This window comes from Achromobacter sp. NCFB-sbj8-Ac1-l, from assembly GCF_052695805.1.
In genome coordinates, this window is record NZ_CP199812.1 from 2,536,558 (window position 1) to 2,561,020 (window position 24,463).

General features: G+C 67.0%; 26 protein-coding genes. 6 read left to right on the top strand and 20 right to left on the bottom strand.

The genetic code is table 11. The features are described from left to right. The first annotated feature begins 94 nt into the window (after nt 1–94). The 4 genes from ACUDP5_RS11660 to ACUDP5_RS11675 all read left to right on the top strand — a co-directional run bounded on the left by ACUDP5_RS11660 (nt 95) and on the right by ACUDP5_RS11675 (nt 6,124). Nucleotides 95–1,975 (top strand): methyl-accepting chemotaxis protein, encoded by a 1,881-nt coding sequence (locus ACUDP5_RS11660; protein WP_445658816.1) that lies wholly within the window; start codon nt 95–97, stop codon nt 1,973–1,975. A gap of 29 nt (nt 1,976–2,004) precedes the next feature. Further along, nucleotides 2,005–2,475, top strand: coding sequence for a hypothetical protein (locus ACUDP5_RS11665; protein ID WP_445658817.1), 471 nt, complete (start codon nt 2,005–2,007; stop codon nt 2,473–2,475). Between the two features lie 140 nt (nt 2,476–2,615). Next, nucleotides 2,616–4,346 (top strand): methyl-accepting chemotaxis protein, encoded by a 1,731-nt coding sequence (locus ACUDP5_RS11670; RefSeq protein WP_445658818.1) that lies wholly within the window; start codon nt 2,616–2,618, stop codon nt 4,344–4,346. A gap of 182 nt (nt 4,347–4,528) precedes the next feature. Continuing rightward, the gene (locus tag ACUDP5_RS11675) at nt 4,529–6,124 is read left to right on the top strand and encodes a methyl-accepting chemotaxis protein (protein WP_263912440.1); all 1,596 of its coding nucleotides are present in this window, start codon (nt 4,529–4,531) and stop codon (nt 6,122–6,124) included. Between the two features lie 112 nt (nt 6,125–6,236). Here ACUDP5_RS11675 and fliR read toward each other — a convergent pair whose 3' ends face one another. The 13 genes from fliR to fliF all read right to left on the bottom strand — a co-directional run bounded on the left by fliR (nt 6,237) and on the right by fliF (nt 17,529). Continuing rightward, entirely contained in the window at nt 6,237–7,025 is a 789-nt protein-coding gene (gene fliR / locus ACUDP5_RS11680; protein WP_263912441.1) for a flagellar biosynthetic protein FliR, read from the bottom strand. Between the two features lie 34 nt (nt 7,026–7,059). After that, nucleotides 7,060–7,329, bottom strand: a complete 270-nt coding sequence (fliQ, locus tag ACUDP5_RS11685; RefSeq protein ID WP_175135941.1) for a flagellar biosynthesis protein FliQ — start codon at nt 7,327–7,329, stop codon at nt 7,060–7,062. A 13-nt stretch (nt 7,330–7,342) separates the two neighbouring features. Beyond that, on the bottom strand, nt 7,343–8,131 hold the full coding sequence (gene fliP, locus ACUDP5_RS11690) for a flagellar type III secretion system pore protein FliP (RefSeq protein WP_445658819.1): 789 nt from the start codon (nt 8,129–8,131) through the stop codon (nt 7,343–7,345). A 23-nt stretch (nt 8,132–8,154) separates the two neighbouring features. Then, nucleotides 8,155–8,478, bottom strand: coding sequence for a flagellar biosynthetic protein FliO (gene fliO / locus ACUDP5_RS11695; protein WP_025138877.1), 324 nt, complete (start codon nt 8,476–8,478; stop codon nt 8,155–8,157). Nucleotides 8,479–8,491: 13 nt separating this feature from the next. Further along, a complete protein-coding gene (gene fliN / locus ACUDP5_RS11700; protein WP_025138876.1) occupies nt 8,492–9,040 on the bottom strand; it encodes a flagellar motor switch protein FliN in 549 nt (182 codons plus the stop codon). Then, a complete protein-coding gene (fliM, locus tag ACUDP5_RS11705) occupies nt 9,033–10,040 on the bottom strand; it encodes a flagellar motor switch protein FliM (protein ID WP_263912443.1) in 1,008 nt (335 codons plus the stop codon). Before fliM ends, fliN begins: the two co-directional genes overlap by 8 nt. Before the next feature lie 2 nt (nt 10,041–10,042). Next, complete coding sequence (gene fliL, locus ACUDP5_RS11710; RefSeq protein ID WP_263912445.1) at nt 10,043–10,654, bottom strand: flagellar basal body-associated protein FliL; 612 nt, start codon at nt 10,652–10,654, stop codon at nt 10,043–10,045. 170 nt (nt 10,655–10,824) lie between these two features. Beyond that, nucleotides 10,825–12,186 (bottom strand): flagellar hook-length control protein FliK, encoded by a 1,362-nt coding sequence (locus tag ACUDP5_RS11715; RefSeq protein ID WP_263912446.1) that lies wholly within the window; start codon nt 12,184–12,186, stop codon nt 10,825–10,827. 16 nt (nt 12,187–12,202) lie between these two features. Continuing rightward, nucleotides 12,203–12,652 carry a flagellar export protein FliJ gene (fliJ, locus tag ACUDP5_RS11720; protein ID WP_263912448.1) on the bottom strand — a complete coding sequence of 150 codons (450 nt, stop codon included), beginning with the start codon at nt 12,650–12,652 and terminating at the stop codon, nt 12,203–12,205. Next, nucleotides 12,645–14,120, bottom strand: a complete 1,476-nt coding sequence (gene fliI / locus ACUDP5_RS11725; RefSeq protein WP_025138871.1) for a flagellar protein export ATPase FliI — start codon at nt 14,118–14,120, stop codon at nt 12,645–12,647. The genes fliJ and fliI overlap by 8 nt, the downstream gene beginning before the upstream one ends. Next, on the bottom strand, nt 14,117–14,860 hold the full coding sequence (gene fliH / locus ACUDP5_RS11730) for a flagellar assembly protein FliH (RefSeq protein ID WP_263912449.1): 744 nt from the start codon (nt 14,858–14,860) through the stop codon (nt 14,117–14,119). The genes fliI and fliH overlap by 4 nt, the downstream gene beginning before the upstream one ends. Continuing rightward, nucleotides 14,853–15,863, bottom strand: coding sequence for a flagellar motor switch protein FliG (gene fliG, locus ACUDP5_RS11735; RefSeq protein WP_025138869.1), 1,011 nt, complete (start codon nt 15,861–15,863; stop codon nt 14,853–14,855). Before fliG ends, fliH begins: the two co-directional genes overlap by 8 nt. Then, entirely contained in the window at nt 15,853–17,529 is a 1,677-nt protein-coding gene (gene fliF, locus ACUDP5_RS11740; RefSeq protein WP_445658820.1) for a flagellar basal-body MS-ring/collar protein FliF, read from the bottom strand. The genes fliG and fliF overlap by 11 nt, the downstream gene beginning before the upstream one ends. Nucleotides 17,530–17,869: 340 nt before the next feature. On the opposite strand from fliF, the gene fliE reads away from it, so the two are divergent. Further along, nucleotides 17,870–18,202, top strand: a complete 333-nt coding sequence (fliE, locus tag ACUDP5_RS11745) for a flagellar hook-basal body complex protein FliE (protein ID WP_263912451.1) — start codon at nt 17,870–17,872, stop codon at nt 18,200–18,202. A gap of 114 nt (nt 18,203–18,316) precedes the next feature. Here the strand turns inward: fliE and ACUDP5_RS11750 are convergent, their stop codons facing one another. From ACUDP5_RS11750 to ACUDP5_RS11780, 7 genes are all read right to left on the bottom strand, one after another. After that, nucleotides 18,317–19,114, bottom strand: coding sequence for a flagellar brake protein (locus ACUDP5_RS11750; protein WP_445658821.1), 798 nt, complete (start codon nt 19,112–19,114; stop codon nt 18,317–18,319). A 25-nt stretch (nt 19,115–19,139) separates the two neighbouring features. After that, a complete protein-coding gene (locus ACUDP5_RS11755; RefSeq protein WP_263912453.1) occupies nt 19,140–19,454 on the bottom strand; it encodes an EscU/YscU/HrcU family type III secretion system export apparatus switch protein in 315 nt (104 codons plus the stop codon). Continuing rightward, nucleotides 19,454–20,806, bottom strand: a complete 1,353-nt coding sequence (locus ACUDP5_RS11760) for a flagellar hook-length control protein FliK (RefSeq protein WP_445658822.1) — start codon at nt 20,804–20,806, stop codon at nt 19,454–19,456. The genes ACUDP5_RS11755 and ACUDP5_RS11760 overlap by 1 nt, the downstream gene beginning before the upstream one ends. Continuing rightward, nucleotides 20,803–21,156 (bottom strand): flagellar protein FliT, encoded by a 354-nt coding sequence (locus tag ACUDP5_RS11765; protein WP_263912455.1) that lies wholly within the window; start codon nt 21,154–21,156, stop codon nt 20,803–20,805. Before ACUDP5_RS11765 ends, ACUDP5_RS11760 begins: the two co-directional genes overlap by 4 nt. A 47-nt stretch (nt 21,157–21,203) precedes the next feature. Then, nucleotides 21,204–21,632, bottom strand: coding sequence for a flagellar export chaperone FliS (gene fliS / locus ACUDP5_RS11770; protein ID WP_263912457.1), 429 nt, complete (start codon nt 21,630–21,632; stop codon nt 21,204–21,206). Between the two features lie 18 nt (nt 21,633–21,650). Further along, complete coding sequence (fliD, locus tag ACUDP5_RS11775) at nt 21,651–23,060, bottom strand: flagellar filament capping protein FliD (protein WP_263912459.1); 1,410 nt, start codon at nt 23,058–23,060, stop codon at nt 21,651–21,653. A gap of 144 nt (nt 23,061–23,204) precedes the next feature. Next, nucleotides 23,205–23,582: a flagellar protein FlaG gene (locus ACUDP5_RS11780; protein ID WP_263912461.1), complete on the bottom strand. Its 378-nt coding sequence runs from the start codon at nt 23,580–23,582 to the stop codon at nt 23,205–23,207. Between the two features lie 143 nt (nt 23,583–23,725). Between ACUDP5_RS11780 and ACUDP5_RS11785 the strand changes: the two genes are divergently transcribed. Continuing rightward, the gene (locus ACUDP5_RS11785) at nt 23,726–24,463 is read left to right on the top strand and encodes an IclR family transcriptional regulator (RefSeq protein ID WP_445658823.1); all 738 of its coding nucleotides are present in this window, start codon (nt 23,726–23,728) and stop codon (nt 24,461–24,463) included.

Below are 24,463 nucleotides of genomic sequence, written 5' to 3' on the forward strand. Positions count from 1 at the left end.
TGTCGGTGTCTTGAACAGGTAGCAGAGAACACACCCTTTTACGTTGGGGCGGCTCGTGAAGCGCCGCCCGGACGACCACCGGAACTATCGGAACATGTTTAGCAATCTGAAGGTGCGCACGGGCTTGATGCTTGCCCAATTGGCTGTGGCCGTGGCCGCGCTGGTTGCCATTGCGCTGGGCTGGAGCAACATGCGGTCCAACGCCGAGGCGATCAACGCCTTGGACAGCCTGAGCGTGCAGCAGAGCAATCTGATCAAGGACGCCTATGTGCAGATGCTGCGCGCGACCATCCGCGCCGACCTCGCCGCGGCGCAACGCGCGGCGGGCGACAAGGCCGGTGCGGCGGAAAACACCCGTACCGTGCAGCAACTGATGACCGATGCCAGAAAGAAGCTGGAGAGCTTCAAGGCCATTCCGAAGATTACCGAGATCGGTCGCACCGCCGAAGGGCAATTGCTGTCCTCGTTCAATGGCTTTGCCGACGGCCTGCAGGCCATGCTGGCCGCACTGGACCGGGGCGACAATGCTGAATACCTGAGCCTGAAGAACACCAGGACGGCAGCCGCCAGCGGGGCATTTTCCAAGCAACTGAACGAGTTCGCGGCCACCATCACCACCTACAGCGAAGAGCAGGTGGCGGCGTCGCGTGCGCAGGCGACGGTGATGACGTATGTCTACATCGCCCTGGCGGTGGTGATCCTGCTGGTGTCGCTGGGCGCCTTCCTGTTCATGAACCGGGTGGTGCTGCGGCCGCTGCGCCAGGTGAGCGACAGCTTTGATCGCATCGCCGGCGGCGACCTGACCACGCGTGTGGAAGTCAATTCCACCAATGAGATCGGTGTGCTGATGGCCGCCGTCAAGCGCATGCAGGAAAGCCTGACCCGCACCGTGTCGGCCGTGCGCCGCGGCGTGGACGAGATCAACGTCGGTTCGCGCGAAATCTCCGCCGGCAACACCGACCTGTCCAGCCGTACGGAAGAGCAGGCCGCCTCGCTGGAGGAGACGGCCGCGTCGATGGAAGAACTGGCCTCGACTGTGAAGCAGAACGCCGACAACGCGCGCCAGGCCAATCAGCTGGCGGCCAGCGCGTCGGACGTGGCCGAGCGCGGCGGTTCCGCCGTGGCCGAAGTGGTCAACACGATGCAAGGCATTTCGGCCAGCTCGCGCAAGATCTCGGAAATCGTCTCGGTCATCGATGGCATTGCGTTCCAGACCAACATCCTGGCGCTGAACGCGGCGGTGGAAGCCGCGCGTGCCGGCGAGCAGGGCAAGGGCTTTGCGGTGGTGGCGGGCGAAGTGCGCTCGCTGGCCCAGCGCAGCGCGCAGGCGGCCAAGGAAATCAAGGGCCTGATCGAGGATTCGGTCAGCAAGGTCGGCGCCGGTTCGCAGCAGGTGGAGCGCGCCGGGGCCACGATGCAGGAAATCGTGGCGTCGGTGAAGCGCGTGACCGACATCATGGGCGAGATCTCGGCGGCATCGGAAGAACAATCCAGCGGTATCGACCAGGTGAACCGCGCGGTCTCGCAGATGGACGAAGTGACGCAGCAGAACGCGGCACTGGTGGAAGAGGCGGCGGCCGCGGCGGGCTCGCTGCAGGAACAGGCCGAGCGGCTGGTTGAAGCGGTGGCGGTGTTCAAGATCAACGCGGGCGCCGTCATCGACGTGCCGGCGCGTCAATTGGCCCAGCCGCGCAGCGCGCCGCGCGTGGCGGCCCCGGCGGCAGAACCCGCCGAGCCCGCGCCGCAGGAAAAGAGCGCGGCCACGCCGCCGCCCGCCCGCCGGGCCGCGCCCGCCGTGCGCCTGGCACACAGCGCGCCTGCGCGCGCCAAGCCGGCAGCGGCGGAAGCGGCCAGCGCCGCGCGGCCGCTGCGGCGTCCGGCGCCGCGGCCGGCCGCGGCTGCGAACGAGGCCAAGCCGTCGGCTGCGGCCACGCGTCGCCAGCCGCCGGCGGACGATGATTGGGAATCCTTTTGAGGCCGGTTTCGGCCGGTAAATGGGCAGGTATGCGAGGCTATCTACATCTTCTGGCTGCCGCGGCGATTGCGGCGCTGATCGCGGGTTGTTCCGCGACCGGGCACAACTTCGACCCCGGCAAGCTGTCGACCCTGACGCCGGGGCAGACGACGCTGGAAGAGGCCTCGCGGGCGCTCACCGCACCGCCCGACAAGTTCTACAAGCAGACCGACGGCACCTTCCTCGCCCTCTGGTCCTTCAAGATCACGTTTGTCCCCGACGGCCTGTACAGCCGCAAAGAAGCGCTGTTGCAGTTCGGCCCCGATGGCCGGCTGATGCGCCTTGTCGACAGCACCAATATTCTGCTGGAACCCTGGGAACGCCAGAAATTGCTGGGCCCCGCACCCGTGCCTGATACCCGTCAGGAATGGGCGCAGCAGCCCGCGCCGGCTCCCCAGGTGGAAACCATCGTCATCCCGGTGCCGGCTGCGCCGCCCGAGCCGACGCGCAAGGGGTCGTAAGACACCTGGTTTTCCGCGCAGAGCGCCCTGGCTGACAGCCGGGGTGTACGTCGCCCTGATGCGTGTCCGTCCGGCAAGGACGCCGCGCCGGGGTGGTTTTTCATTTGGTCAGAGCAGTTCCTGAGGGATGGGGAAAGAATATGGAAGCGAGTCTCGAATCCGGTGCGAAGTCCGGCAAGGTCGGTAAGAAAAAGGCCGCGCGCGCGCCCAAGGTGAAACGCAAACTCAGGCTGCGCGATGCCCGCGTCGGCACGATGCTGTTGTGGGTCATGGCGTTCTTTGCCGTGCTGATCGCGGCGGTGGGCGGCCTGGCCGCGTTCTTCCTGCAGCACAACTACGAATCCATCCGCGAGGTCAATGCGCTGACCGAACGCGCCAAGCAAGTGGAAGTGATCAACAGCGATATGCTGCGCGCCCGCGTCAGCCTGATGGTCGCGGCCCGGCACCTGCAGGAATCCGGCTGGGGCAGCGGCGAGAACTCGGCCCGCGATGCTGCGGCAGCCCTCAAAGGCGCCACCGATCTGCTGACCGGCGTGCGCAGCCGCTTCGCCGACTTCCAGAAGAACATGCTGCAGGACGACACCGGTCGCCAGCTGTCCATGAACCTGGTGCGCCGCTATCGCTCGTACATCGATGATGGCGTGGACACCATGGTCGAGGCTCTGCGCAGCGAGGACTATTCCACGTTCTACATGGTCAACAATGAATACGGCACGCCGCGCAGCGCCGCCTTCATCGAGGCCATCAGCGAATTCGGCAAATACATTTCCGACCAGCAGCAGGCCACCATCGACCAGGCCGAAGCCAACTTCAACCGCGCCATGGTCGCGGTGGGCGTCGCCGTCGCGTTGGCGCTGGTGCTGATGGTGTTCTGCCGCGTGCTGTTCGGCCGCCTGGTGGTGCGCCCGCTGGTGGAAGCCGGCCAGCATTTCGACAAGATCGCCGCGGGCGACCTGACCAGCCGCGTCGAGGTGCGTTCGCACAACGAAATCGGCCAGCTGTTTGCCGCGCTCAAGCGCATGCAGGAAAGCCTGACCCGCACCGTGGCCACGGTGCGTCGTGGCGTGGACGAGATCACGGTGGGTTCGCGCGAAATCTCCGCCGGCAACACCGACCTGTCCAGCCGTACGGAAGAGCAGGCCGCCTCGCTGGAGGAGACGGCCGCGTCGATGGAAGAACTGGCCTCGACCGTGAAGCAGAACGCCGACAACGCGCGCCAGGCCAATCAACTGGCGGCCAGCGCGTCGGACGTGGCCGAGCGCGGCGGCTCCGCCGTGGCCGAAGTGGTCAACACGATGCAAGGCATTTCGGCCAGCTCGCGCAAGATCTCGGAAATCGTGTCGGTCATCGATGGCATCGCCTTCCAGACCAACATCCTGGCGCTGAACGCGGCGGTGGAAGCCGCGCGTGCCGGCGAGCAGGGCAAGGGCTTTGCGGTGGTGGCGGGCGAAGTGCGCTCGCTGGCCCAGCGCAGCGCGCAGGCGGCCAAGGAAATCAAGGGCTTGATCGAGGACTCGGTCAGCAAGGTCGGCGCCGGTTCGCAGCAGGTGGAGCGCGCCGGGGCCACGATGCAGGAAATCGTGTCGTCCGTGAAGCGCGTGACCGACATCATGGGCGAGATCTCGGCGGCATCGGAAGAGCAATCCAGCGGCATCGACCAGGTGAACCGCGCGGTCTCGCAGATGGACGAAGTGACGCAGCAGAACGCGGCGCTGGTGGAAGAAGCCGCAGCCGCGGCCGGCTCGTTGCAGGAACAGGCACATCGCCTGTCCGAAGCCGTGGCCGTCTTCAAGATCAATGCCGGCGAAGTGATCGAAGTGCCGGCGCAGCAACTGGGCGGCTATCAGGCGCCCACGCTGACGCAGGATTGATCCGCGGCGGCCCGGCAGGGCCGCTGACCGGTCCCCATTCGCCCCGGCGCCCGATCGCGGCCGCCGGGGCGAAAGCTATTGGCCGTTAAGTTTTCGAAAATATTGACGTTAATGACAATAACGCCTGAAACCTGGCCGGTGAACAGGTTGTGGCTTATATGTGGTGTAACCGGAGACAAGCTGTGCGCGTGAACCTTCCAGTCAACAATGTGGAAACCAAGCTGCGTGAGGATCAGTACCTGATCTCGCGCACCGATACCAAGGGCCGCATCGTTTACGCGAATCCGGCTTTTGTCGAGGTCAGCGGATTCACCCGCGAAGAATTGATCGGCAAGGCCCACAACATCGTGCGCCATCCGGACATGCCGCCCGAGGCCTATGAAGACCTGTGGCAGACACTGGAGGCCGGCGAGTCGTGGCTGGGCCTGGTCAAGAACCGCCGCAAGGATGGGGGCTACTACTGGGTGCTGGCCAACGCCACGCCCATCGTCGAGAACGGCGAGGTCGTGGCGTATTCGTCGGTGCGCGTGCGCCCCAGCGAAGACCAGATCGAAATGGCCGAGGAACTGTATGCCCGCATCCGCGAAGGCCGTGCCCGCGGCGTGCGTATCGTGCGCGGCCGCCCGGTGCGGGCGGGCTGGCGCCGCAGCCTGGACCTGCTGGCCTTTCCCTTCAAGCGCAGCGTGCGCAGCCGCATGTTCCGCCATGCGCTGCTGTCCTCGGGCATCGTGGTGGCGGCGGGCGCCTACGGCCTGCGCGCCAACTGGGACACACTGGACGCGACCGGCGTCGGCCTGGCCTGCGGCTTGATCGCGCTGGGCGTGGCCGGGATCTTCGCGTTGGGCTGGAGCCTGTCGCGTTCGCTGCTGGATCCCCTGGTGGATGCGGCCAACATGGCCCGCCAGGTGGCTGCGGGCAACCTGACTACGCAGATCGTCGCGGATTCCGACGACGAGATCGGCAGCCTGAAGTTCTCGTTGGAAGTCATGCGCAAGAGCCTGGTCGGCATTGCCCAGGACGTGTACCGCGGCATCGAAGGCACCACCCAGGCGGCCGTGCATATCGCCCGTGGCAACCAGGAACTGGCCGGCCGCACCGAAGGCCAGGCGGCATCGCTGCAGCAGACCGCGGCCAGCATGGAGCAACTGACGTCGACCGTGCGCCAGAACGCGGACAATGCCCGCCAGGCCAACCAGTTGGCCGCCAGCAGCATGGACGTGGCGCGGCGGGGCGGCGTGGCGGTGGGGCAGGTGGTCAACACCATGCACGGCATTTCCGACAGCTCGCGCAAGATCGTCGACATCGTCAGCATCATCGAGGGCATCGCCTTCCAGACCAACATCCTGGCGCTGAACGCGGCCGTGGAAGCGGCCCGAGCCGGCGAGTCCGGCAAGGGCTTTGCGGTGGTGGCGGGCGAAGTGCGCAGCCTGGCGCAAAAGAGCGCGCAAGCGGCCAAGGAGATCAAGGGCCTGATCGAGGATTCGGTCGACCGCGTCACCGAAGGCTCGGCCCAGGCCGAACAGGCCGGCGCCACCATGGAAGAGATCGTGGCCGCCGTGCACCGCGTGACCGACATCATCGGCGAGATCTCGCAGGCCTCGCAGGAGCAGTCCAGCGGCATCGAGCAGGTGGACACCGCAGTGTCGCAGATGGATGTAATGACGGTGCAGAACACGGCCCTGGTGCAGGAACTGGGCGGCGCCGTGCTGCAACTGGGCAACCAGTCGGGCGCGCTGCGCGAGACGATCCGGGTGTTTCGCCTGACCGGCCAGCAGTAGCAGCGCGCGGCCCGCGTCAGGGCGGCGCGCGATGGGCGGCCCTGTCGTGCAGCCCGCCCAGAACAAAGCCGGCCCGGTGGGGCCGGCTTTTTCAAGCCGAAACAAGGACGGCCTACCGTCCCGCCAACGCGTCGGTCACCCGACTCATCGTCGACAGGCCGGATTCGAACAGCGCCTCCAGGAACGGCCCCGAGTTGGGCAACACCACGGTCAGCAGCACCACACCCACGATCAGGCTGACCGGAAAGCCCACCGAGAACACCGACAGCTGCGGCGCGGCGCGATTCAGGATGCCCATGGCCAGGTTGATCGTCAGCAGTGCGCAGATCAGCGGCAGCGCCAGCAGCAGGCCGGATACGAACACGGTCTTGCCCCATTCGACCACGACACCCCAGCCGTTCTGGTGCAGCTGGATGGCCGCCACCGGCAGCGTGTCGAACGAACGCACCAGCGCGGCCAGCACCAGCAGGTGGCCGTCCAGCGCCAGGAAGGTCAGCATCGCCACGATATTGAACAGGCGCGACAGCACGGCGGTGTTGGCGCCGGTACTGGGGTCGAAGAACGAAGCGAACGACAGGCCCATCTGCAAGCCGACGAATTCGCCCGCGGTCTGCGCGGCGGCGAACACCAGGCGCATCGAAAAACCCATGGCGATGCCGATCAGCACCTGCTGCATCACCATCCACAGGCCGGCGAACGAGCCCGGGGCAATGGGCGGCGCGGGGTCCAGGGCCGGGCTGATGGCCACGGCCAGCACGAACGCCAGGCCGACCTTGACCTTGACCGGCACGGTGGATTCGGAAAAGAGGGGCGCGGTGCCGATCAGCGCCAGGATGCGCACGAACGGCCAGAGGAACTGGCCGATCCAGCCGTTGAGCTGTTCGATCGTGAAGGCAAACATGTGGACGCGTCCCCGGGGCCGGCGGCGCGTGCCGCTACGACACCAGGCCGGGAATCTGGCCGATGAGCTGGCGGATGTAGTCGACCATGATGCCGATCAGCCAGGGGCCCAGCAGTACCAGCACGCCGCACATGGCCAGCAGCTTCGGAATGAACGACAGCGTCATTTCGTTGATCTGGGTGGCGGCCTGGAAGATGCTGATCACCAGGCCCACGATCAGCGTGATGACCAGCAGCGGACCCGCCATCGCCAGCGCGACTTTCATCGCCTGGTAGGTCATGGTCATGACGGTTTCAGCGGTCATGGCGATTCCCCGGCTATTGGTAGAAGCTCTGGGCCAGCGAGCCCATGAGCAGGTTCCAGCCGTCGGCCAGCACGAACAGCATCAGCTTGAACGGCAGCGCCACGGTCACGGGCGGCACCATCATCATGCCCAGCGCCATCAGCACGCTGGCGACCACCAGGTCGATGATGAGGAACGGAATGAAGATGGTGAAGCCGATCTGGAACGCCGTCTTCAGTTCGCTGGTGATGAACGCCGGCACCAGGATGCGCAGCGGCACCTGCGACGGATCGTCCAGCGCCGGCTGCTTGGCCAGGTTGGCGAACAGCGACAGGTCGTTCTCGCGGGTCTGGTGCAGCATGAAGGTGCGCAGCGGGCCGGCGGCGCGCTCGACCGCGGTCTCGAACTGGATCGACCCTTCGGACAGCGGCTTGTAGGCGTCGGCGTAGATCTTGTCGAACACCGGCGACATCGTATAGAAGGTCAGGAACAGCGCCAGGCCGATCAGCACGTGGTTGGGCGGCGACATGGCGGTGCCCATCGCGCTGCGCAGCAAACCCAGCACGATGATGATGCGGGTAAAGCCCGTCATCATCAGCAACGCCGCCGGCAGGAACGACAGCGACGTCATCAGCAGCAGCGTCTGCATGCTGAGCGAGTAGGTTTCGGACCCGTTCGGGCCCGGCGTCGCGGTCAGCGCCGGCAGCGTGGCCTGGGCGACGACGCCGGCCGGAAACATCGCCAGGCCCAGCACCGCGGCGGCGCCCAGCATGGGCACGAGGTTGCGGCGGGCGCGGGGTAGGGTGCTTGTCGGCAAGCTCATGATCTGGGGAATACGGGCACCGTCTAGCGGCGCTTGAGCGCCTGGCCCAGCTTGGCCGCGAAGGCGGCGGCGGGCAGCGGCGCGCCCTGCGGCAGTTCGCCGGCGGGCAGGGTATGCAGGGGGGTGATCTGGCCGGGGCTCACGCCCACGACCAGCCAGGTGTTCTCGATTTCGACCACGACGATGCTCTGCCGCGCGCCGACCGGCATGCTGGCGACCTGCTTGAGCAGGTTGCCGCCGCCGCGCTGCGTGAGGCCGGCGCGGCGCGCCATCCAGGCCGCGGCCAGGATGGCGGCCAGCACCAGCACCAGGCCGATGATGACGCGCAGCAGGGCGGAATCGTTCATGGCGGACAACGCGTCAACGCCGGTTGTTCAGGCGGTTGATGCGTTCGGACGGGGTGATGATGTCGGTCAGGCGGATGCCGTACTTGTCTTCCACCACCACCACTTCGCCCTGGGCGATCAGGTAGCCGTTGACGAAGATGTCCATCGGCTCGCCGGCCAGGCCGTCCAGTTCGACCACCGAGCCCTGGCCCAGCTGCAGCAGGTTCTTGATGGTCAGTCGGGTGCGGCCCAGTTCGACCGTCAGCTGGACGGGCACGTCCATGATCAGGTCGATGTCGGTACCGGTGCCGGCAGCGCTGCCGGCCAGGGGCTTGAACACCGATTGCGCCGCCGATTGCGCGGGGGCTGCGGCCGGTGCCGCGGGCGCGGGTGCGGGCGCAGCCGGCGCGGCAGCCGCGGGCGGCGTGGCGGCGGTCTGTTCGGCCATGGCCGCGGCCCAGTCGTCCTGGGGCTTCAGGCCATCCGCCTGGGTGGGCGGATTGGCGCGGGATTGTTCGGCGAGCGCGTCGGCCCAGTCGTCGGCCGGGGACGAGCCAGTGCCGGGCTCGTTCTTGTCAGTCATGGTCGGGGGCCTCGTTTGATTCGGTATCGTAGGTAAACATGTTTTGCACGCGCAGGGCGTACTGGCCGTTGAAGACGCCGTAGCCGCATTCCATCAGCGGTACGCCGTCGACGTTGGCGATGACGGTTTCCGGTACATCCACGGGCAGGATGTCGCCGACTTTCAGGCGCATCAGTTCGCGGATGTTGGACGGGATGCGCGCGAATTCGGCAACCACGTCGATATCGGCGCTGCGCACCTGGCGCGACAACTGCTGCGACCAGCGCTGGTCCACTTCTTCCAGCGTGGTTTCCTGCAGCGGCCGCGTGAGCAGGTCACGCACCGGCTCGATCATGGAATAGGGCAGGCAGATGTTCAGGTCGCCGCCGGTCGCGCCGAATTCGATATGGAACGAGGTGACGACCACCACTTCATTGTTGCCGGTGATGCTGGCGAACTTGGTGTGCATCTCCGAGCGGACATAGTCGAACTCGATCGGATAGACGGGGTCCCAGGACTTGCCGTAGCTTTCCAGGGTCAGGTTGAGCAGGCGCCGGATGATGCGCTGCTCGGTGGTGGTGAAATCACGGCCTTCGACGCGCGTGTGGTAGCGGCCATCGCCGCCGAACAGGCTGTCGATGACCAGGAACACCAGGTTCGGGTCGTACGTGAACAGGGCGGTGCCGCGCAGCGGCTTCATCTGCACCATGTTCAGGTTGCTCGGCACGGGCAGGTTGCGCTCGAAGTCCGCGTACTTCTGGATCTTGATCGAACCGACGGTGATGTCCGCGCTGCGGCGCATGAAGTTCAACAGCACGCTGCGCATCTGGCGCGCGAAACGCTCGTTGATGAGCTCCAGCGTCTGCATGCGCCGGCGCACCACGCGGTCGGGCGAGCTCAGGTCATAGGCGCGGGCGCCGTCGTTGGGACCCGCGGATTCCTTTTTGCTGTCGCTCTCGCCCGTGACGCCGGCCAGCAGCGCGTCGACTTCGTCCTGCGAAAGAAACGCCTCGTAGGCCATGCTTATTGCACCACGAACGCCGTGAACAGTACGTCGGTGACATACTGGCCGTCCGGCAGGGGCGAGAACGGACGGTTGACGGCTTGCTTGATGGCGTTGGCCATGTCGGTCTTGCCTTGTTGGGTCTGCACGCCGGTGGGCGATTGCGACGACAGCACCATCAGGATGCGGCTGCGCACTTCAGGCATGTACTTTTCCAGGCGCACGCGGGTCTGCTCGTCGCTGACGCGCAGCGTCAGGCCGACGTGCATGATGCGTTCGGTGTCGGCGTTCTGCAGCGTCACCGTGAAGGCTTCGATCGGCACGAAGATCGGCGCGGGCACGGCGGCCGGCGTGGCCGGCGGGGCCACGAACGTGGTCGGCGTGGCTTGCGGGCCCGCGGCGCCGGGCTGGCCCGGTTGGCCGGCGGGCGTCTGGCCCACGCCCAGTTGCACCGGCGCGCCGCCTTGCGGCTGCATGCGCTGGGTGATGAACCAGGTCGCGCCTGCGCTGGCGGCGGCCACCAGCAGCAGCACCAGGATCATGATCAACGGGCGAAGAATGCGGCCGATGCCGCCAGAGCGTGTCGGAAGCGGGCCGCGCGGCGGCATGGTTGTGGGTTTGGAAGTCGCCATCTCGGTGTCGATGCGTGTTTTGCCGCTGATGAAAACGGATTCTTAGTGGATGAAAGCATTCTGCCCGAAATCACGCCCCGGCTTGGAGGCGAAAAACAGGGCGAAAGCCGCGTATCTCAAGCTATTGCTGCACCGCCCGCAACCGTTGCCGGCTGCGGGCCGCGGGATTGTTACGCGAAGGTGTCGACCAACGCATTGGCGTTGCGCGGCGACGTCACGGCCACCGGCTGGCCATCGATCGCGCCATCGGCCACCGCGGCGCCATTGCCGCCGCCCTGGCGTTGCGAACCGCCGCCATTCTGTTGCGCGAATTCCTGCTGCGCGGCCTGTTCGCCGACGCTGGTCTGGCCCAGCGAGATGCCGGCCTGCGCCAGCGCCTGCTGCAATTGCGGAATCGCGGTTTCGATTGCCTGGCGCACGGACGCGTGGGCCGACACGAACGAGGCGCTGGCCACGCCGTCGGCCAGGTTCAGGCTGACGCGCAAGGGGCCCAGGTCCGGCGGATCCAGGCGCAGTTCGGCAGTCTGGGTGCCTTGGCGCACGTTGTTGCTCATCACCACCATCTGCTGGCCGAGCTCGGTGCCCCAGTGGGTGCCGCCCACGGGCGTGGCCACCTGCATGACGACCGGCACGGTAGGTACGGCCACGCTGGCGGGGTTGGCGATCGGGGCGGGCTGCTGGCGCTGGACGGCGGCGGCCACCGCCTGGGCCAGGTGGTCCTGCGGGCCGGTGGTGTGCTGCGGCACCTGGAATTGTTGCGCGGTGCTGAGCACCGGTTCGTTCGATTCTTCTTCGGTGCGCGCGTGCAGCGGGGCGGCGGGCGCGGCTTCGGCGGCCACGCGCGGGGTGGCGGCGCGCGGCACGGCGGCTTCGGGCGCCGGGCGCGGCAGTTCGGCAGCGGGTGCCGCCTTGGCCGGAGCGGCGTCGGGCGCCGTGCCAGGCTTGACGGCAGCGGTGACGACCGGCAGGGCGACTTGTGCATCGCGGCTGGCTTGGGCGGCAGCGGCTTCGGCCTGCTGCGCGGTGGCGGCCACCGGCGCGCGCGGCGTCGGTACGGCCTCGTTGGCGGTCAGCGCGGCCTGCACCACGGCGGCGCCGGTGGTGACGGCGGTCGCGGCGGCCTGGGCAGCGCCACGGGCCAATTGCACCTGCTCGGCAGCCTGCGCGGCGATTTCCAGCGTCTGCTGCGGCAGCACCACCGGCGTCACCGGTTGCTGCGCGGCGGCGACGGCCAGCGCGCCGGCTTCGGCCTGGGTGGCGGTCTGCACGGCGTTGTCGATCGCGTCGGCGGCGGCGTTTTCCGCGTTGCCGGCAGCATCGCTGGGGGTCTTGCCGTTACCGGTCGGGGTCTTGGCGTTGTTGCTGGTGGCCGGACGCGCGTTGGCGCTCGGATTCGGGCGCTGCTGGGCCAGCACGTCGGAGAAGGACGGGCCCTTCCTGGACGAGGCGGCGGACGACTTGGCGCCGAGCGTGTCGGTGATCGAGCTCGGCGCGGCGGGCGCGACGGTGGGCAAGGGCAGGGGAGCGGTCATCTTGGGCTTCCTCTAATTAGTGCATCCCGGCCTGGCGCTGGACCAGGCGGGCGGAGTATTCATCGTTGGCGCGTTGTTCGCGGCGGGATTCCACCACGGCCTGCGCGCGCAATTCGCGTTGCGCCAGGGCGTCGTACGAACTGAGCTTGCGTTTTTCCTGCTGCCAGTAAAGGCGGCCCTTGGCCAGGTTCTCGTCGGCCTGGCGCAGCACGTTCTGCTGCTGGCCGATGGCGTCGTCCAGGGTGCCGATGAAGCGCTGGTAGTTGTGGCAGTCGCTGGCCGACATGCCGGTCGTCATGGCCTGCTGCAGGCGCTCCAGGTAGTCCTGGCGATAGTCGTGCAGCATGCCGAGCTGGCGTTCGGCGTTGGTGCGTTCGGCGCTGAGCCGGCCGAGCAGGCGGGCGGCTTCGTCCGTGCTTTCCTTGGCCAGGTTGATCAGCATGTCCAGGGGCAATTGGCTAGGCATAGGTGTCCCTCAATTCAAAGCTTGCACGCAACTGGTTGACCGCATCCTCGTAGCCGACGTTTTCGCCGATATCCTGCTGCAGGAAGGCTTCCAGGCGCGGATAGCGGGCGATGGCATCGTCCAGCTGCGGGTCGTTGCCGGCGGCGTAGGCGCCTACGGCGATCAGGTCGCGATTGCGCTGGTAGCGCGACAGCGTCTGCTTGAAACGGCGCACGACCGCGAACTGCTGTTGCGGAATCAGCGAGGTCATGGCGCGGGAAATCGAGGCTTCGATGTCGATGGCGGGGTAATGGCCAGCCTCGGCCAGGTGGCGCGACAGCACCACGTGGCCGTCCAGGATGGCGCGCGCCGAGTCGGCGATCGGGTCCTGCTGGTCATCGCCTTCGGCCAGCACGGTATAGAACGCGGTGATCGAACCGGCTTTTCCGCCGGGGCCGGGCGCGCCCATGCCGGCGCGTTCCACCAGCATCGGCAGCTTGGCGAACACCGACGGCGGATAGCCCTTGGTGGCGGGCGGTTCGCCGATGGCCAGGGCGATTTCGCGTTGCGCCATGGCGTAGCGGGTCAGCGAATCCATGATCAGCAGCACGTCCAGGCCCTGGTCACGAAAGTGCTCGGCCAGGCGCGTGGCGTAGGCGGCGCCTTGCAGGCGCAGCAGCGCCGAGACGTCGGCCGGCGCGGCCACCACCACCGAACGGGCCAGGCCTTCGGGGCCCAGGTTGTGCTCGATGAATTCCTTGACTTCGCGGCCGCGTTCGCCGATCAGGCCAACCACGATCACGTCGGCCTTGGTGTAGCGGGCCATCATGCCCAGCAGCACGCTCTTGCCCACGCCGGAGCCGGCGAACAGGCCCATGCGCTGGCCGCGGCCCACGGTCAACAGGCCGTTGATGGCGCGCACGCCGGTATCCAGGACGGTATCGATCGGTGCGCGCGACAGCGGGTTGATCGGCTGGGCCGACAGCGGCGCCAGTTCCGCGCCGGTCAGCGGGCCCAGGCCATCCAGCGGGCGGCCGGCGCCGTCCAGCACGCGGCCCAGCAGGGCGTTGCCCACCGGCAGGTGGCGGCCCAGCTGGGGTTTGGCGTTGCCGTTCAGTTCGGCCTTGCGCGGCAGCGGAATCTGGCGCTGCACGGGCGGCTCGCCGGGCACCACGCGGGCGCCGGGCGGCAGGCCGGAAATGTCGGCCTGCGGCATCAGGTACAAGGTGTGGCCGTCGAAGCCGACGACTTCGGCGTCGGCCCAGTGGTCATGGCCGCGCGCAATCTCGATGCGGGCGGCGGCACCCACGGGCAGGCGCAGGCCGGTGGCGTGCAGCACCAGGCCGGTCGCGCGGGTGATCTTGCCGCTGACCAGCCAGGGGTCGGTCGAGGCGGCGCGAATCGAGCCGATCTCCAGCTGGGTCTGCCAGCGGTCGATCACGGGCACGGCCGCCTGGCCGGGCTGCGCGGGGGCCTGGCTGCCGCTCACGCCGGCTCCTCCCAGTTGACGTTGCGGCCCAGCGAGGCCGCCACGCGGCGCCAGCGGGTCTGCAGCGTGGCGTCGATGTCGCCGAACGGCGTCTCGGCGCGGCAGCCGCCGCGGGCGATCGATTCGTCGGCCAGCACGCGCCAGTGGCCTTCTTTCAGTTCGTCGGCCAGGTGCAGGCGGATCAGTTCGATGTCGGCGGGGTTGGCCCACAGGCGCATCTGGCCGCCGGCGGTCGGGTTGATGTGCAGCACTTCGCGCACGGCGCTGGCCACGGTCTCGGGCTGCTCGGCAAGCGTGGTGCGCACGACTTGCTGGGCGATGTCCAGCGCCAGCGTCAAGAGACTCTGGCCCATTTTTTCTTCGAGCGAGCCGATCGACGTGGCGCAGGCCTCGACCAGCGCGTGCAGCTGCCGGGCTTCTTCTGCGCCTTGTTCGCGGCCTTGCGCCAGGCCGTCGGCATAGCCGGCTTCGCGTCCGGCTGCCTGGCCTGCGTCAAAGCCTTCGGCACGGCCGGCTTCCTGGCCGGCGGCGTGGCCCTGTGCAAAGCCTTCGGCACGGCCCTCGGCGATGGCCTCGGCGCGCAACTGCGCCAACACCACTTCGGGGTCGGGGCCCGGATCGGGTTCCGGTTCGGGCGCAACTTCCACGGGCGGCGGCTCGTCGAACGACAGCATCTGCCAGCGCCGCCAGGCGGCGCTGCGCGAGATGAGCGTCGACTGGCCGGTATCCGCTTCAGACATACGCGTCGTCTCCGGAATTGCCCAGCACGATCTGGCCGCTTTCGGCCAGGCGGCGCGCGATCTGCAGGATCTTCTTCTGCTCGGTCTCGACCTTCGACATGCGGATCGGGCCTTGCGCTTCCAGGTCTTCGCGCAGCATTTCGGCGGCGCGGCTGGACATGTTGCGCAGGAACTTGGCGCGCAGCTCTTCCTGGGCGCCCTTGAGCGCGACCATGAGCGTGTCGTTGTCGATTTCCTTGAGGATGAGCTGGATGGCGCGGTCTTCGACGTCCAGCAGGTTGTCGAACACGAACATCTCGTCGATGATCTTCTGCGCCAGGTCGTTGTCGCGTTCGCGCAGGCTGGCGACCACGGTTTCCTCTTCGGCCGAATTCATCATGTTCAGGATCTCGGCCGCGGTGCGCACCCCGCCCATCTTGCTGCGCTTGGCGCCCTGGCCGGCCAGCACGGAATTGAGCACTTCGGTCAGTTCCGACAGGGCGGCCGGCTGCACGCCGCCGAACGTGGCGATACGCAGCATGACGTCGTTGCGCAGGCGGTCGGTCAACAGGGCCAGCACGCCGGCGGCGCGGTCGCGCTCCAGGTGCACCAGAATCGTCGCGATGATCTGCGGGTGCTCGTCGCCGATGAGCTCGGCCACGGTGTGCGGGTCCAGCCAGTTCAGGGCGTCGATGCCGCTGCCGCCTTCGCCGGCTTCCAGGATGTCTTCGATCAGGCCGGCGGCGCGGTCGCTGCCCAGCGCCTTGGTCAGCACGGTGCGGATGTAGTCGTCCGAACCCAGCGTGACGGCCATGAACTGGTCGGCTTCCTGGCGGAATTCCTCCAGCACGACGGCCACGTCGTTGCGGGTCACCTGCTTCAGGCTGGCCATCGCGGCACCGACCTGCTGCACTTCACGGGCGGACAGGTACTTGAAGACTTCGGCTGCGGCGTCTTCGCCCAGCGACATCATCAGGACGGCGCTGCGCGTCATGCCGTCCATGGGTTTGGAATCATTTTTCATCTTTGGTCATCCAGGTGCGCAGGACCATCGCGACGGCGCGCGGATCCTTGTTCGCCATCGTGCGGGCGCGGTCCAGGTTGTCCTGGTAGCGGTCCGTTTCCTTGGCGCGGGCCAGGTCCTGGGCCTCGCGCTGGGCTTCAAGGCGCTCGGCCTCGGCCACTTCCGGATCCACCGGCGGGTACAGGTACTCGCCCACGGTGCGGCGCAGCTTGCGATACAACCACAGGGCCAGCACGCCACCCACCAGCCAGGCCAGGATGGTCTTGAACAGCGAGATCATTTCCGGATCACGCCACATCGGCACGGCCGGGGGGCCGTCGTTGAACTGGCTGTTCACCAGGTTCAGCGAATCGCCGCGGCTTTCGGAATAGCCCATGGCTTCGCGCACCAGGTTGGTGAGCTTGTTCAGTTCTTCGGGCGGCAGGGCCTGGGGTTCGCCGTCCTTGTCGCGGATGTAGTTCACCACCACGGCCACCGACAGGCGCTTCAGGTTGCCCACCGGTTGCTTGATGTGGCTGATCGTGCGGTCCACTTCGTAGTTGGTGGTGGCGTCGCGGCGCTCGTTCAGGCTGCCGCCGGCGGCCTGGGTGCCGGTCTGTTGCTGCTGTTGCTGCTGCTGTTGGGCATTGGGCTGCTGCGGCTGGCCGGGGCGGGGCGGCTGGGCCTGGGGCGGGTTGGCGATGGGCGCCTGGGCGTTGCCCGGAGGCTGGTTCGACAGGGCGCCCGGCACGCCTTGGGCCGGATTGACGCCACGCTGGGTCGAATCGCTGGTCTGCTGGCTGCGCACGGCGGCCTGGCCCGGTTCCTGGTTGGGACGGTAGACCTCGGAGGTTTCCTCGCGGCGCGCGAAATCCATTTCGGCGCTGGCCTGGGCGTGCACGTTGCCCGGGCCGACCAGCGGGTTCAGGATGGTCAGGATGCGTTCGACGGTGCGTTGCTCGGTTTCGCGGACCATGCGCATCTGGTCGGCATCCATGCCGCGGCCTTCGCCCAGCGGCGACGACAGCAGGCGGCCGTTCTGGTCGACGATCGAAACGTTCTCGGCGGTCAATTCCGGCACGCTGGAAGCGACCAGCCAGGAAATGGCGGACACCTGGGCGTCGGACAGGCTGCGGCCCGGGTACACGTTCAGCAGCACCGAGGCGGTCGGCGGCTGGCGTTCACGCACGAACAGCGACTGGCGCGGCATGGCCAGGTGCACGCGGGCGTGCTGCACGGTGTGCATCGATTCGATCGAACGGGCCAGTTCGCCTTCCAGGCCGCGCTGGTAGTTGATCTGCTCGGCGAACTGGCTGGCGCCGAAGCGGGCGTTGTCCATCAGCTCGAAGCCGACCGAACCGCCGCGCGGCAGGCCTTGCGAGGCCAGCTGCAGCCGGGCGTCATAGACGCGGTCGGCCGGCACCAGCAGGGCGGTGCCCGTGTCGTTGTACTTGTAGGGCACGTTCATGGTGCCCAGGGCCGTCACGATGGCGCCGCCATCGCGGTCGTCCAGGTTCGAGAACAGCACCTTGTACTTGGGTTCGCTGCTCCACATCGCCACGGCGACGATGACCGCGACAAGCGCCGCGGCCGTGCCCAGCAAGATGGGCTTGGGCAGCGCGCGGATCCTTTCCAACACGGGAAACTTCGCCAGAAGCGACGCGCTCAGGGTAGCCTGCTGATTCATTGGCGGCTCCCGCTGGCTTCGCGGAGCAGGGAAAATGACTTCATGTTCGGGTAGGGCAGATTACACATGCAACGTGCTTCTGGTCTGGGGAGAGCCTGGATTATTGCTGCTGCGTTAGCAAACCCAATCGTCGAAAACAGCGGTTTTTTGGCGTTACTTATCCCCTATGTCCGTAACGCGGTGAAACCCGGGCGCGAACCCGGATGCGCCGGGCGGCGCCCGGCTCTGCGCATTCGCGGAAATATCGGGTGTTTTGGCGGTTTTTATCGGCTATGGCGCCGACCGCACGGGGTTACGCTGCCTGCATCTTTGGCGTAATCCACCAGCAAGGAATAACGTAATGGCTGTATCAGGCTTGTCCGGCATCGAAAGCATGCTCCAGCAGATGCGCGCGGTCGTCAGCAAGGCGGAAACCGGCAATCTGGCCGCAGGCGAGGCCGTGGCCCAACCCGACGGTTTCGCCGCCGAGTTGCACCGTTCCATCCGCCGCGTCACCGGCGCCCAGAACGCCGCCTCGGCACAGGCCAAGGCCTTCGAGCTGGGCGCGCCCGACGTGTCGCTCAACGACGTGATGATCGACCTGCAGAAAGCCAGCATCGGCTTCCAGACGGCCGTCCAGGTCCGCAACAAACTCGTCGCGGCCTACAAGGAAATCTCGTCGATGGCTGTCTGACGCCAGCTCGCAGCGTCACACTGGAAAAGCCCCCGCCGCCGAGCCGCCCCAAGGCAGGGCAGCCCCCTTTGGGGGCCGCAAGCACGCGCAGGGTGTGCGGCGTGGGGGCAACCGCTATCTGGCGGTTTTTTCCAGGCGCCAGACCACTTGTTGCAGCCAGTTTTCCTGGCGCGCATTCAGGTCCAGGAAGACCGCGCCCAGGTGGCTCATGGGCGGTTCGCCCGTCAGGGAGACGTGGACCGGCGCCGGTTCGTCCGGGCTGGTCGCCTGGGTCATGGGTTGGCCGGAAATGGGGTAGACGTTGCGCACTTGCAGGCGCGCGTTCAACTGGCCCAGCTCGCCGAAATCCAGTTGCACGTCTTCCAGCACCGTGCCACGTTCCGGCAGGGCCTGCACCGCCATGCCAACCCGCAAGCCCACGCCATCGACCGAAATATCGCGCACCGAAAAACTGATGGGCTTTTCCATCGGCGCCGGGCGCCAGCTTGCCTGGCAGCGGCCTGCGCTGGCGGCCAGCGACGCGCGGAACATCTTGCGGCGCTGGATGCGCGCCAGGCGGTCGGGAAACGGCGACATCAGCGCGGCGCTGCCGTCGTCGAAATAGATCACCTCGGGGCGCTGGACCCGGAAGCGGATCTGCACGCCGCCGTAGGCGGTGGCGTGGAAATGGAAGGTGGTGCCGCTGAGCAAACCCATGCTGTCCGATTGTTCGAAATCGGCGCCGGCGTAGTCGCGCGGCCGCCAGAAGAACTGGCGGGTCTGCTTGTCGGCGCCCAGCACCAGCACCGCCATCTCGCGGTCGGCGGCATCGCGCACCAGGATGTGGCTGTCGGGGTGCGTCAATTCAAACAGCGCGGCGCGCATGTCTTCCGGCCGGGTAAGCAGAAATTCCGGATCGCTGGCATCCAACACGGTGATCGTCCTTGGGGAAATGGGGTCAGGCAGGCGGCGCGCCATCGGGCAGGTCGCGCGATTCCAGGCGGTACAGCCAGGCCAGCAATTCTGCCACTGCTACGTAGAGTTGGGGAGGAATATGGGAATCCAGGTCCACCTGCATCAGCAGGCCGACCAGCTCGCGGGATTCATGCACATACAGCCCATTCTCTTCGGCGGCGCGCACGATCGTGTCGGCCAGTTGGCCGTAGCCCTTGGCCACCACGCGCGGGGCGCCGTCTTTTTCGTCATACGAGATGGCGACGGCCGCGTTGCGGTTGGCGTTGGGGCCGGTATCGGAGGGCGGAACGAGGCTCATCAGAAATCCGTCGGCATGACGGGACGCGGATCCACCACGTTCACCACCAGATGGCTGAGCGTCAGGCCCGACGCCAACAGGCGCGCCCGCAATTGGTCCGACGAATCATTGATTTCCGTGGCGCTGTGCGGGGCCACCAGTTGCAGCACGATCTGGTCGCCGGCCAGGTTCAGGCGGGCGTCGACCAGGCCCAGGCGCGGCAGGTCCAGCTTCAGGCGGGTGGCCCAGGTGGGCACGGCGGAATCGGGGTCGCCGCCATAGGGTTCGCGCTCGACTTCCCATTCCATCGGCGTGCCGGGCCAGGCTTCGCCTTGCCAGGTCAGGGTCTGGTTGGCCAGGACGTCCAGCTGCTGGCGAACCAGCAGGGTCAGGTCCTGGTGGATGCCGCTGACCGGGGTGCCGGGCGCGGGCGTGCTGGACGAACCTGGCGTGGCCGGCGCATCGGCGCTGGCGCGGCTCGAGGTCGGCGCGTCGGCGCGCGGGCGGGCCGTGTCGGCGTCCGTCGGCACGCCGGCCTTGGTCAGCCTGGCTTGCGGTTCGAGCTGCAGCTGGGCCGGGTTGCTGCGGCCAAAGACCATGTCGGTCAGGTGCGATTCGTAGAACAGGCCGCTGGTCTGCAAGGCCGTGCGTAGCGCCTGGCCCAGCGCGCGGGCCGACGGGCCGGCTGCGGCCAGGGAGGCGTGTTGGGTGGCGTCGGCGCCCTTGGCGCCGGTCGGTGCATCACCTGCGCCGGCGGGCCGGCCGGGTTTGGCGGCGGTTTGCGTTTCTGCGGCGGGATCGGCGGCGGCTGTGGCCGCCATGGCCGCCGCAGTGCTGGCGGGCAGGGCCGTTTGCGGTGCGTTGCCCGGCTGCGCCGGCGGCTGGCCGGGCTGCGCGGTTGGCTGCCCTGCGGGCTGGCCGGCGGCCGGCTGTGCCGGTGTGCCGGCGGGTTGGGCGGGCGCCTCGCCCGTCCAGAGCGGGGCTCGGCCCTGGACTGCGGGTGCGGCTTCAGGGTACTGGGCCAGCAGCGCCAGGATGGCGCGGGCGGTGGTGCCCAGCGTCGTGGGGGCCGAGGCCGTGGTGTCGCTGCTGGTGACCAGGCCACGTGCGGCCAGCGCCAGCGCCGCAGCGGTCTTGGCGTCGACAACGGTTGCCGGCCGGTCGCCCCGGGCGCCGCCGGTCTGTATGCCTTGCCGCGCGTCGCGCGTGGAGCCATCCGCCGAGCCGGGCCGGTCCAGGCCGGCGGGCTGGCTGACCGCATCGGGCCGCGCGCCCGAAACCTGGTTGGCGTTCGCGGCGGACATGGTCGTGCCAAGCACGGCGTCCAACCGCTGCACCAGGACGTTGCCGAGTGCCGCGGGACCTACGCTCATTCTTCAGACGCCTGGTAGCCGTAGGCCGACAGCAAGGTCTGCTGGCGCTTCATGCGGCCGAGCAGTTCGCCCAGCCGGGCCAGTTGCGGAAGCGCCAGGTCGCGCGTGAGCGCATCGTTTTCCAGGATACGCACCAGCAGGTCGTACTTCATGGCGCGGCCGGCTTCGTCCAGCGGCGCCTTGGGTTCGGCGACGCGCAGGCGCTCGACCAGCTCGCAGTATTGCAGTCCATGGACCATCGCCGCATCCCAGTCGCCAGCCTGGGCGGCCGTCAGCATTTCGCCCGTGATGTGAGCGATCTCCTGGTAGTGTTCCAGGATGGGAGAGGAGTACTGGGTAAGGGACGTCATGGAAATCTCGGGCGTTCGATGGCTGGCTGAAATCGTGGAGTGGGCCATCAGGGCTGCGTCACGCCAGCCGGTCGGTCGATGGAAGTCTGCCAAGCCTCGGCCAGGTCCGCCAGCAGGCGGTCGGCGATGTCGAGCTGCTCGGGATCTGCTTTCAGATTCGCCATCAGCAACGTGCGGACGATGTAATCGTAAAGCCGGGCGAGGTTGGCGGCGATGTCGCCGCCGGCCTCCATGTTCAGCCCGGTCTTCAAGCCTTCATCGACGATCTTGATCGCTTTCGAGATGGCCGCGCCGCGTTCGGCGATGCGGCCTTCCTGCATGTGGATGCGCGCTTGCCCGATAGCCGCCCGGGCGCCCAGATACAGCAGGGTGATCAGCCGCTCCGGACTCGCGCCCAGGACCTGGGTTTCCAGGCCGATATCGGCGTAGGAGCGGACAGAGTGGGACCCTGTGGGACGGCGGGCGGCGTAAGTCATTAATGCATCTTCTACAGGTTATTTGCTCGATTTGTTCATCGCCGCAAATTGTTGGGTCAGGTAGTTGGCCGTGACGCTGGTCTGGGCAACAAATTTGTCCAATGCGACGAAGCGGGTGCGCATCTGGTCCATTTCCGCGTCACTCGAGGCCTTGGCGCGCTTTTGCTGGGCGTCCAGGTCGCTCATGGTCTTGTTCAGGCCGTCGGTGCGGGTCTTCAACGAGCCGTTGGTGCCCAGCACGTCCTTGAACGCGGCCTCGAAATTCTTGGCCAGGCCGTTGTCGCCCGACAGCAGTTTGGTGAGGTCGCCGGGGTTCTCGGCCAGGGCCTTGTCCAGCTTGGTCTGGTCCAGCTTCAACTGGCGCGTCTGCGGATCGGTGGTGATGCCCAGGTCGGCCAGGGAACGCACGGTGCCCTCGCCCAGCACCGCTTGCAGTGCGCTGGTCATCGACGACTGGATCGAGCGCGTGGTGCCGTCGCCGGTCAGCGGCTGGTTGGTGGCTGCCTTGGCGTCGAAGGCCGTCAGGTTCTTGATGGTCGACTGCAGTGCGTTGTAGTTCTTGACGAAGTCCTGGATGGCCTTGTTGGCGACGGACGTATCCGATTCCAGCTTCAGGGTGATCGGCTTGTCGGTCGGGGTCGTCTCGGTCAGGTTCAGCGTGACGCCGTCGATCGCCGTCGAAAGGCTGTTCGAGCCGCTCTTGACGGTGAGACCGTTGATGACCACTTCGGCGTCGACGGCCTTGGTCTGGGTCATGCCGGTAGTGGTGCCGTCGGCGGCGGTGCTGAAGCTCAGCACGTTCTTGAGCGACTGGTCGCCCGTCACCGTGATGTTCTTCACCGAGGCCTGCACGCCGGTGTCCTTGGCCGTCAGCATCAGGTAGTTGTTGCCGTTGCCGTCGTTGATGACCGTGGCGCGCAGGCCGGACTTGTCGTCGGCGTTGATGGCCTTGACGATGCCGTTCAGCGACGTATCGCCCTTCAGATCGACGGTGTGCTTGGTGCCGTTGGCCAGCTCGACTTCGAAGGAACCCGTGTCGCCGTTCTTGGCGGTACGGTCGGCCACTGCGCCCGATTGCAGGCTTTGGGCGCGTGCCAGGGTGTTCACGGCGATCGTGTATTGACCGGCCACGGCGCCCGGCTTGCCCGCAAGCGCGCCTTCGGCCGTGATGACGGCCGTCAAGGCGGTGCCGCCCGTGACGCTGCCCTTGATGGCGGACATCGTTTCGGGCTTGCCGAGCACGCCAGCCGATTTCTGCACGGCCTCCAGCGCGCTTTGCAGCTGCGCATAGGCATCGATGCGCGTTTTGTAGCTGGCCGCACGAGTCGTGTAGATCGAGAGCTTTTTATCCTCGGCGGCCTGCAGGTCCGACAGGATCTTTTCCAGGGGCAAGCCGGAAACCGAACCGAGGTTAGTGATAGAGGCCATGTGAAATTCCTTCCTAGCGATGCGATTCTGTCAAAAATAGGGTGCCGGCGATTGGCCGGGTAAGGGCATAAGGCGGGCCTAATTCGATGCTTCTGTCATCGAATGGCGCCAAAACGGGCACAGCAGAAAATATTCGGGGCCATATCAAGCCGTGGTTTTGATGCCATTTCCCTGCATGTTCACGATCATTTTGGCGATCTTGAGCAGGGCTTCACTGGGGATGGTGCGGATGACGTCCCCCGTATTGGCGTCCACCACCGACACCACCACCTGATGCACGTTCGGGTCGATCTCGAACTGCAACTGGGTCGACCACGCTTTCATCTGGTCATTGATCTCGTCCAGCGCTTTTTCCAGCGGCAGCTTCTGCGAGGTGGACTGCTCCGACGTGGCGGTGTCGCTGCCACTGCTGTTGCTGCTCGCCACGGGCGGGGTAACGGTGACGGATGGGTCTGCTACGACCGGCGTAGCGGCTACCGGCGCCGGAGCGAACGTAGCGGGGGCTATGGGGGATACGGCCATGATCACTCCAACGGCGAGGTGGGCGTCTCGGAGGAACGCGCTGTTTTCAGGGAATTCTCAGCTACGATAACGGCACCCTCGCAGGGAACTTTAGCCCCCTGCAAGGCCGGATGTTTCACGTGCTAAATAGTTCGGATCGGGCAATGAGTGTCAAGACGGCGCTGCGAGTCATAGAAATCATCGAAACCTACGCCCGGGAGAAGCGCGCACTGCCCCTGTCCGAGCTGGCCCGCCTGCTGGATGTGCCGGTGTCCAGTTGCCTGGCCCTGATCCGGACCCTGACCGGGCTCGGCTATCTGTATGAAACCGGGCGCCGCCAGGGGTATTACCCCACCGGGCGCCTGTTGGCGATGGCGCAGCGCATCGCCCGGGCCGATCCCGTGCTCGACCGCGTCTATCCCAGCCTGGTTGAATTAAGGGACGCAACCCGGGAAACCGTCGTGTTCGCCAAGCTGACGCAGGACGGCCGGGTGGTCTACCTGGATGTGCTGGATTCGCCGCATACGATCCGATACGCGCCTGTTGCAGGCGAGTTCAAGGACGTACACGCCAATTCGCTGGGAAAAGCGCTGATGTCGCTGTTGGACGACGCGGGGCGGGATGCGCTGCTGGGCGCCACGCCCCTGACACGCTACAACGAGCGCACGCTGGTCACGCGCGAGGCGATCCTGACTGACCTGGATCATTCGCGCCAGCGCGGCTGGTTCATGAACAGCGGTGAATCCATCGCGGATGTCGGCGCCATCGCCTGGCCCGTCACGCTGTCCGGTGAGCACTACGCGATCTCGGTCGGCGGCCCGATCTACCGGATCGAGCCGCACCAGGAAGAGTATGCCCGCATCCTGCGGGCGGCCTGCACGGGGCTGGAACAGCAGTCCTAG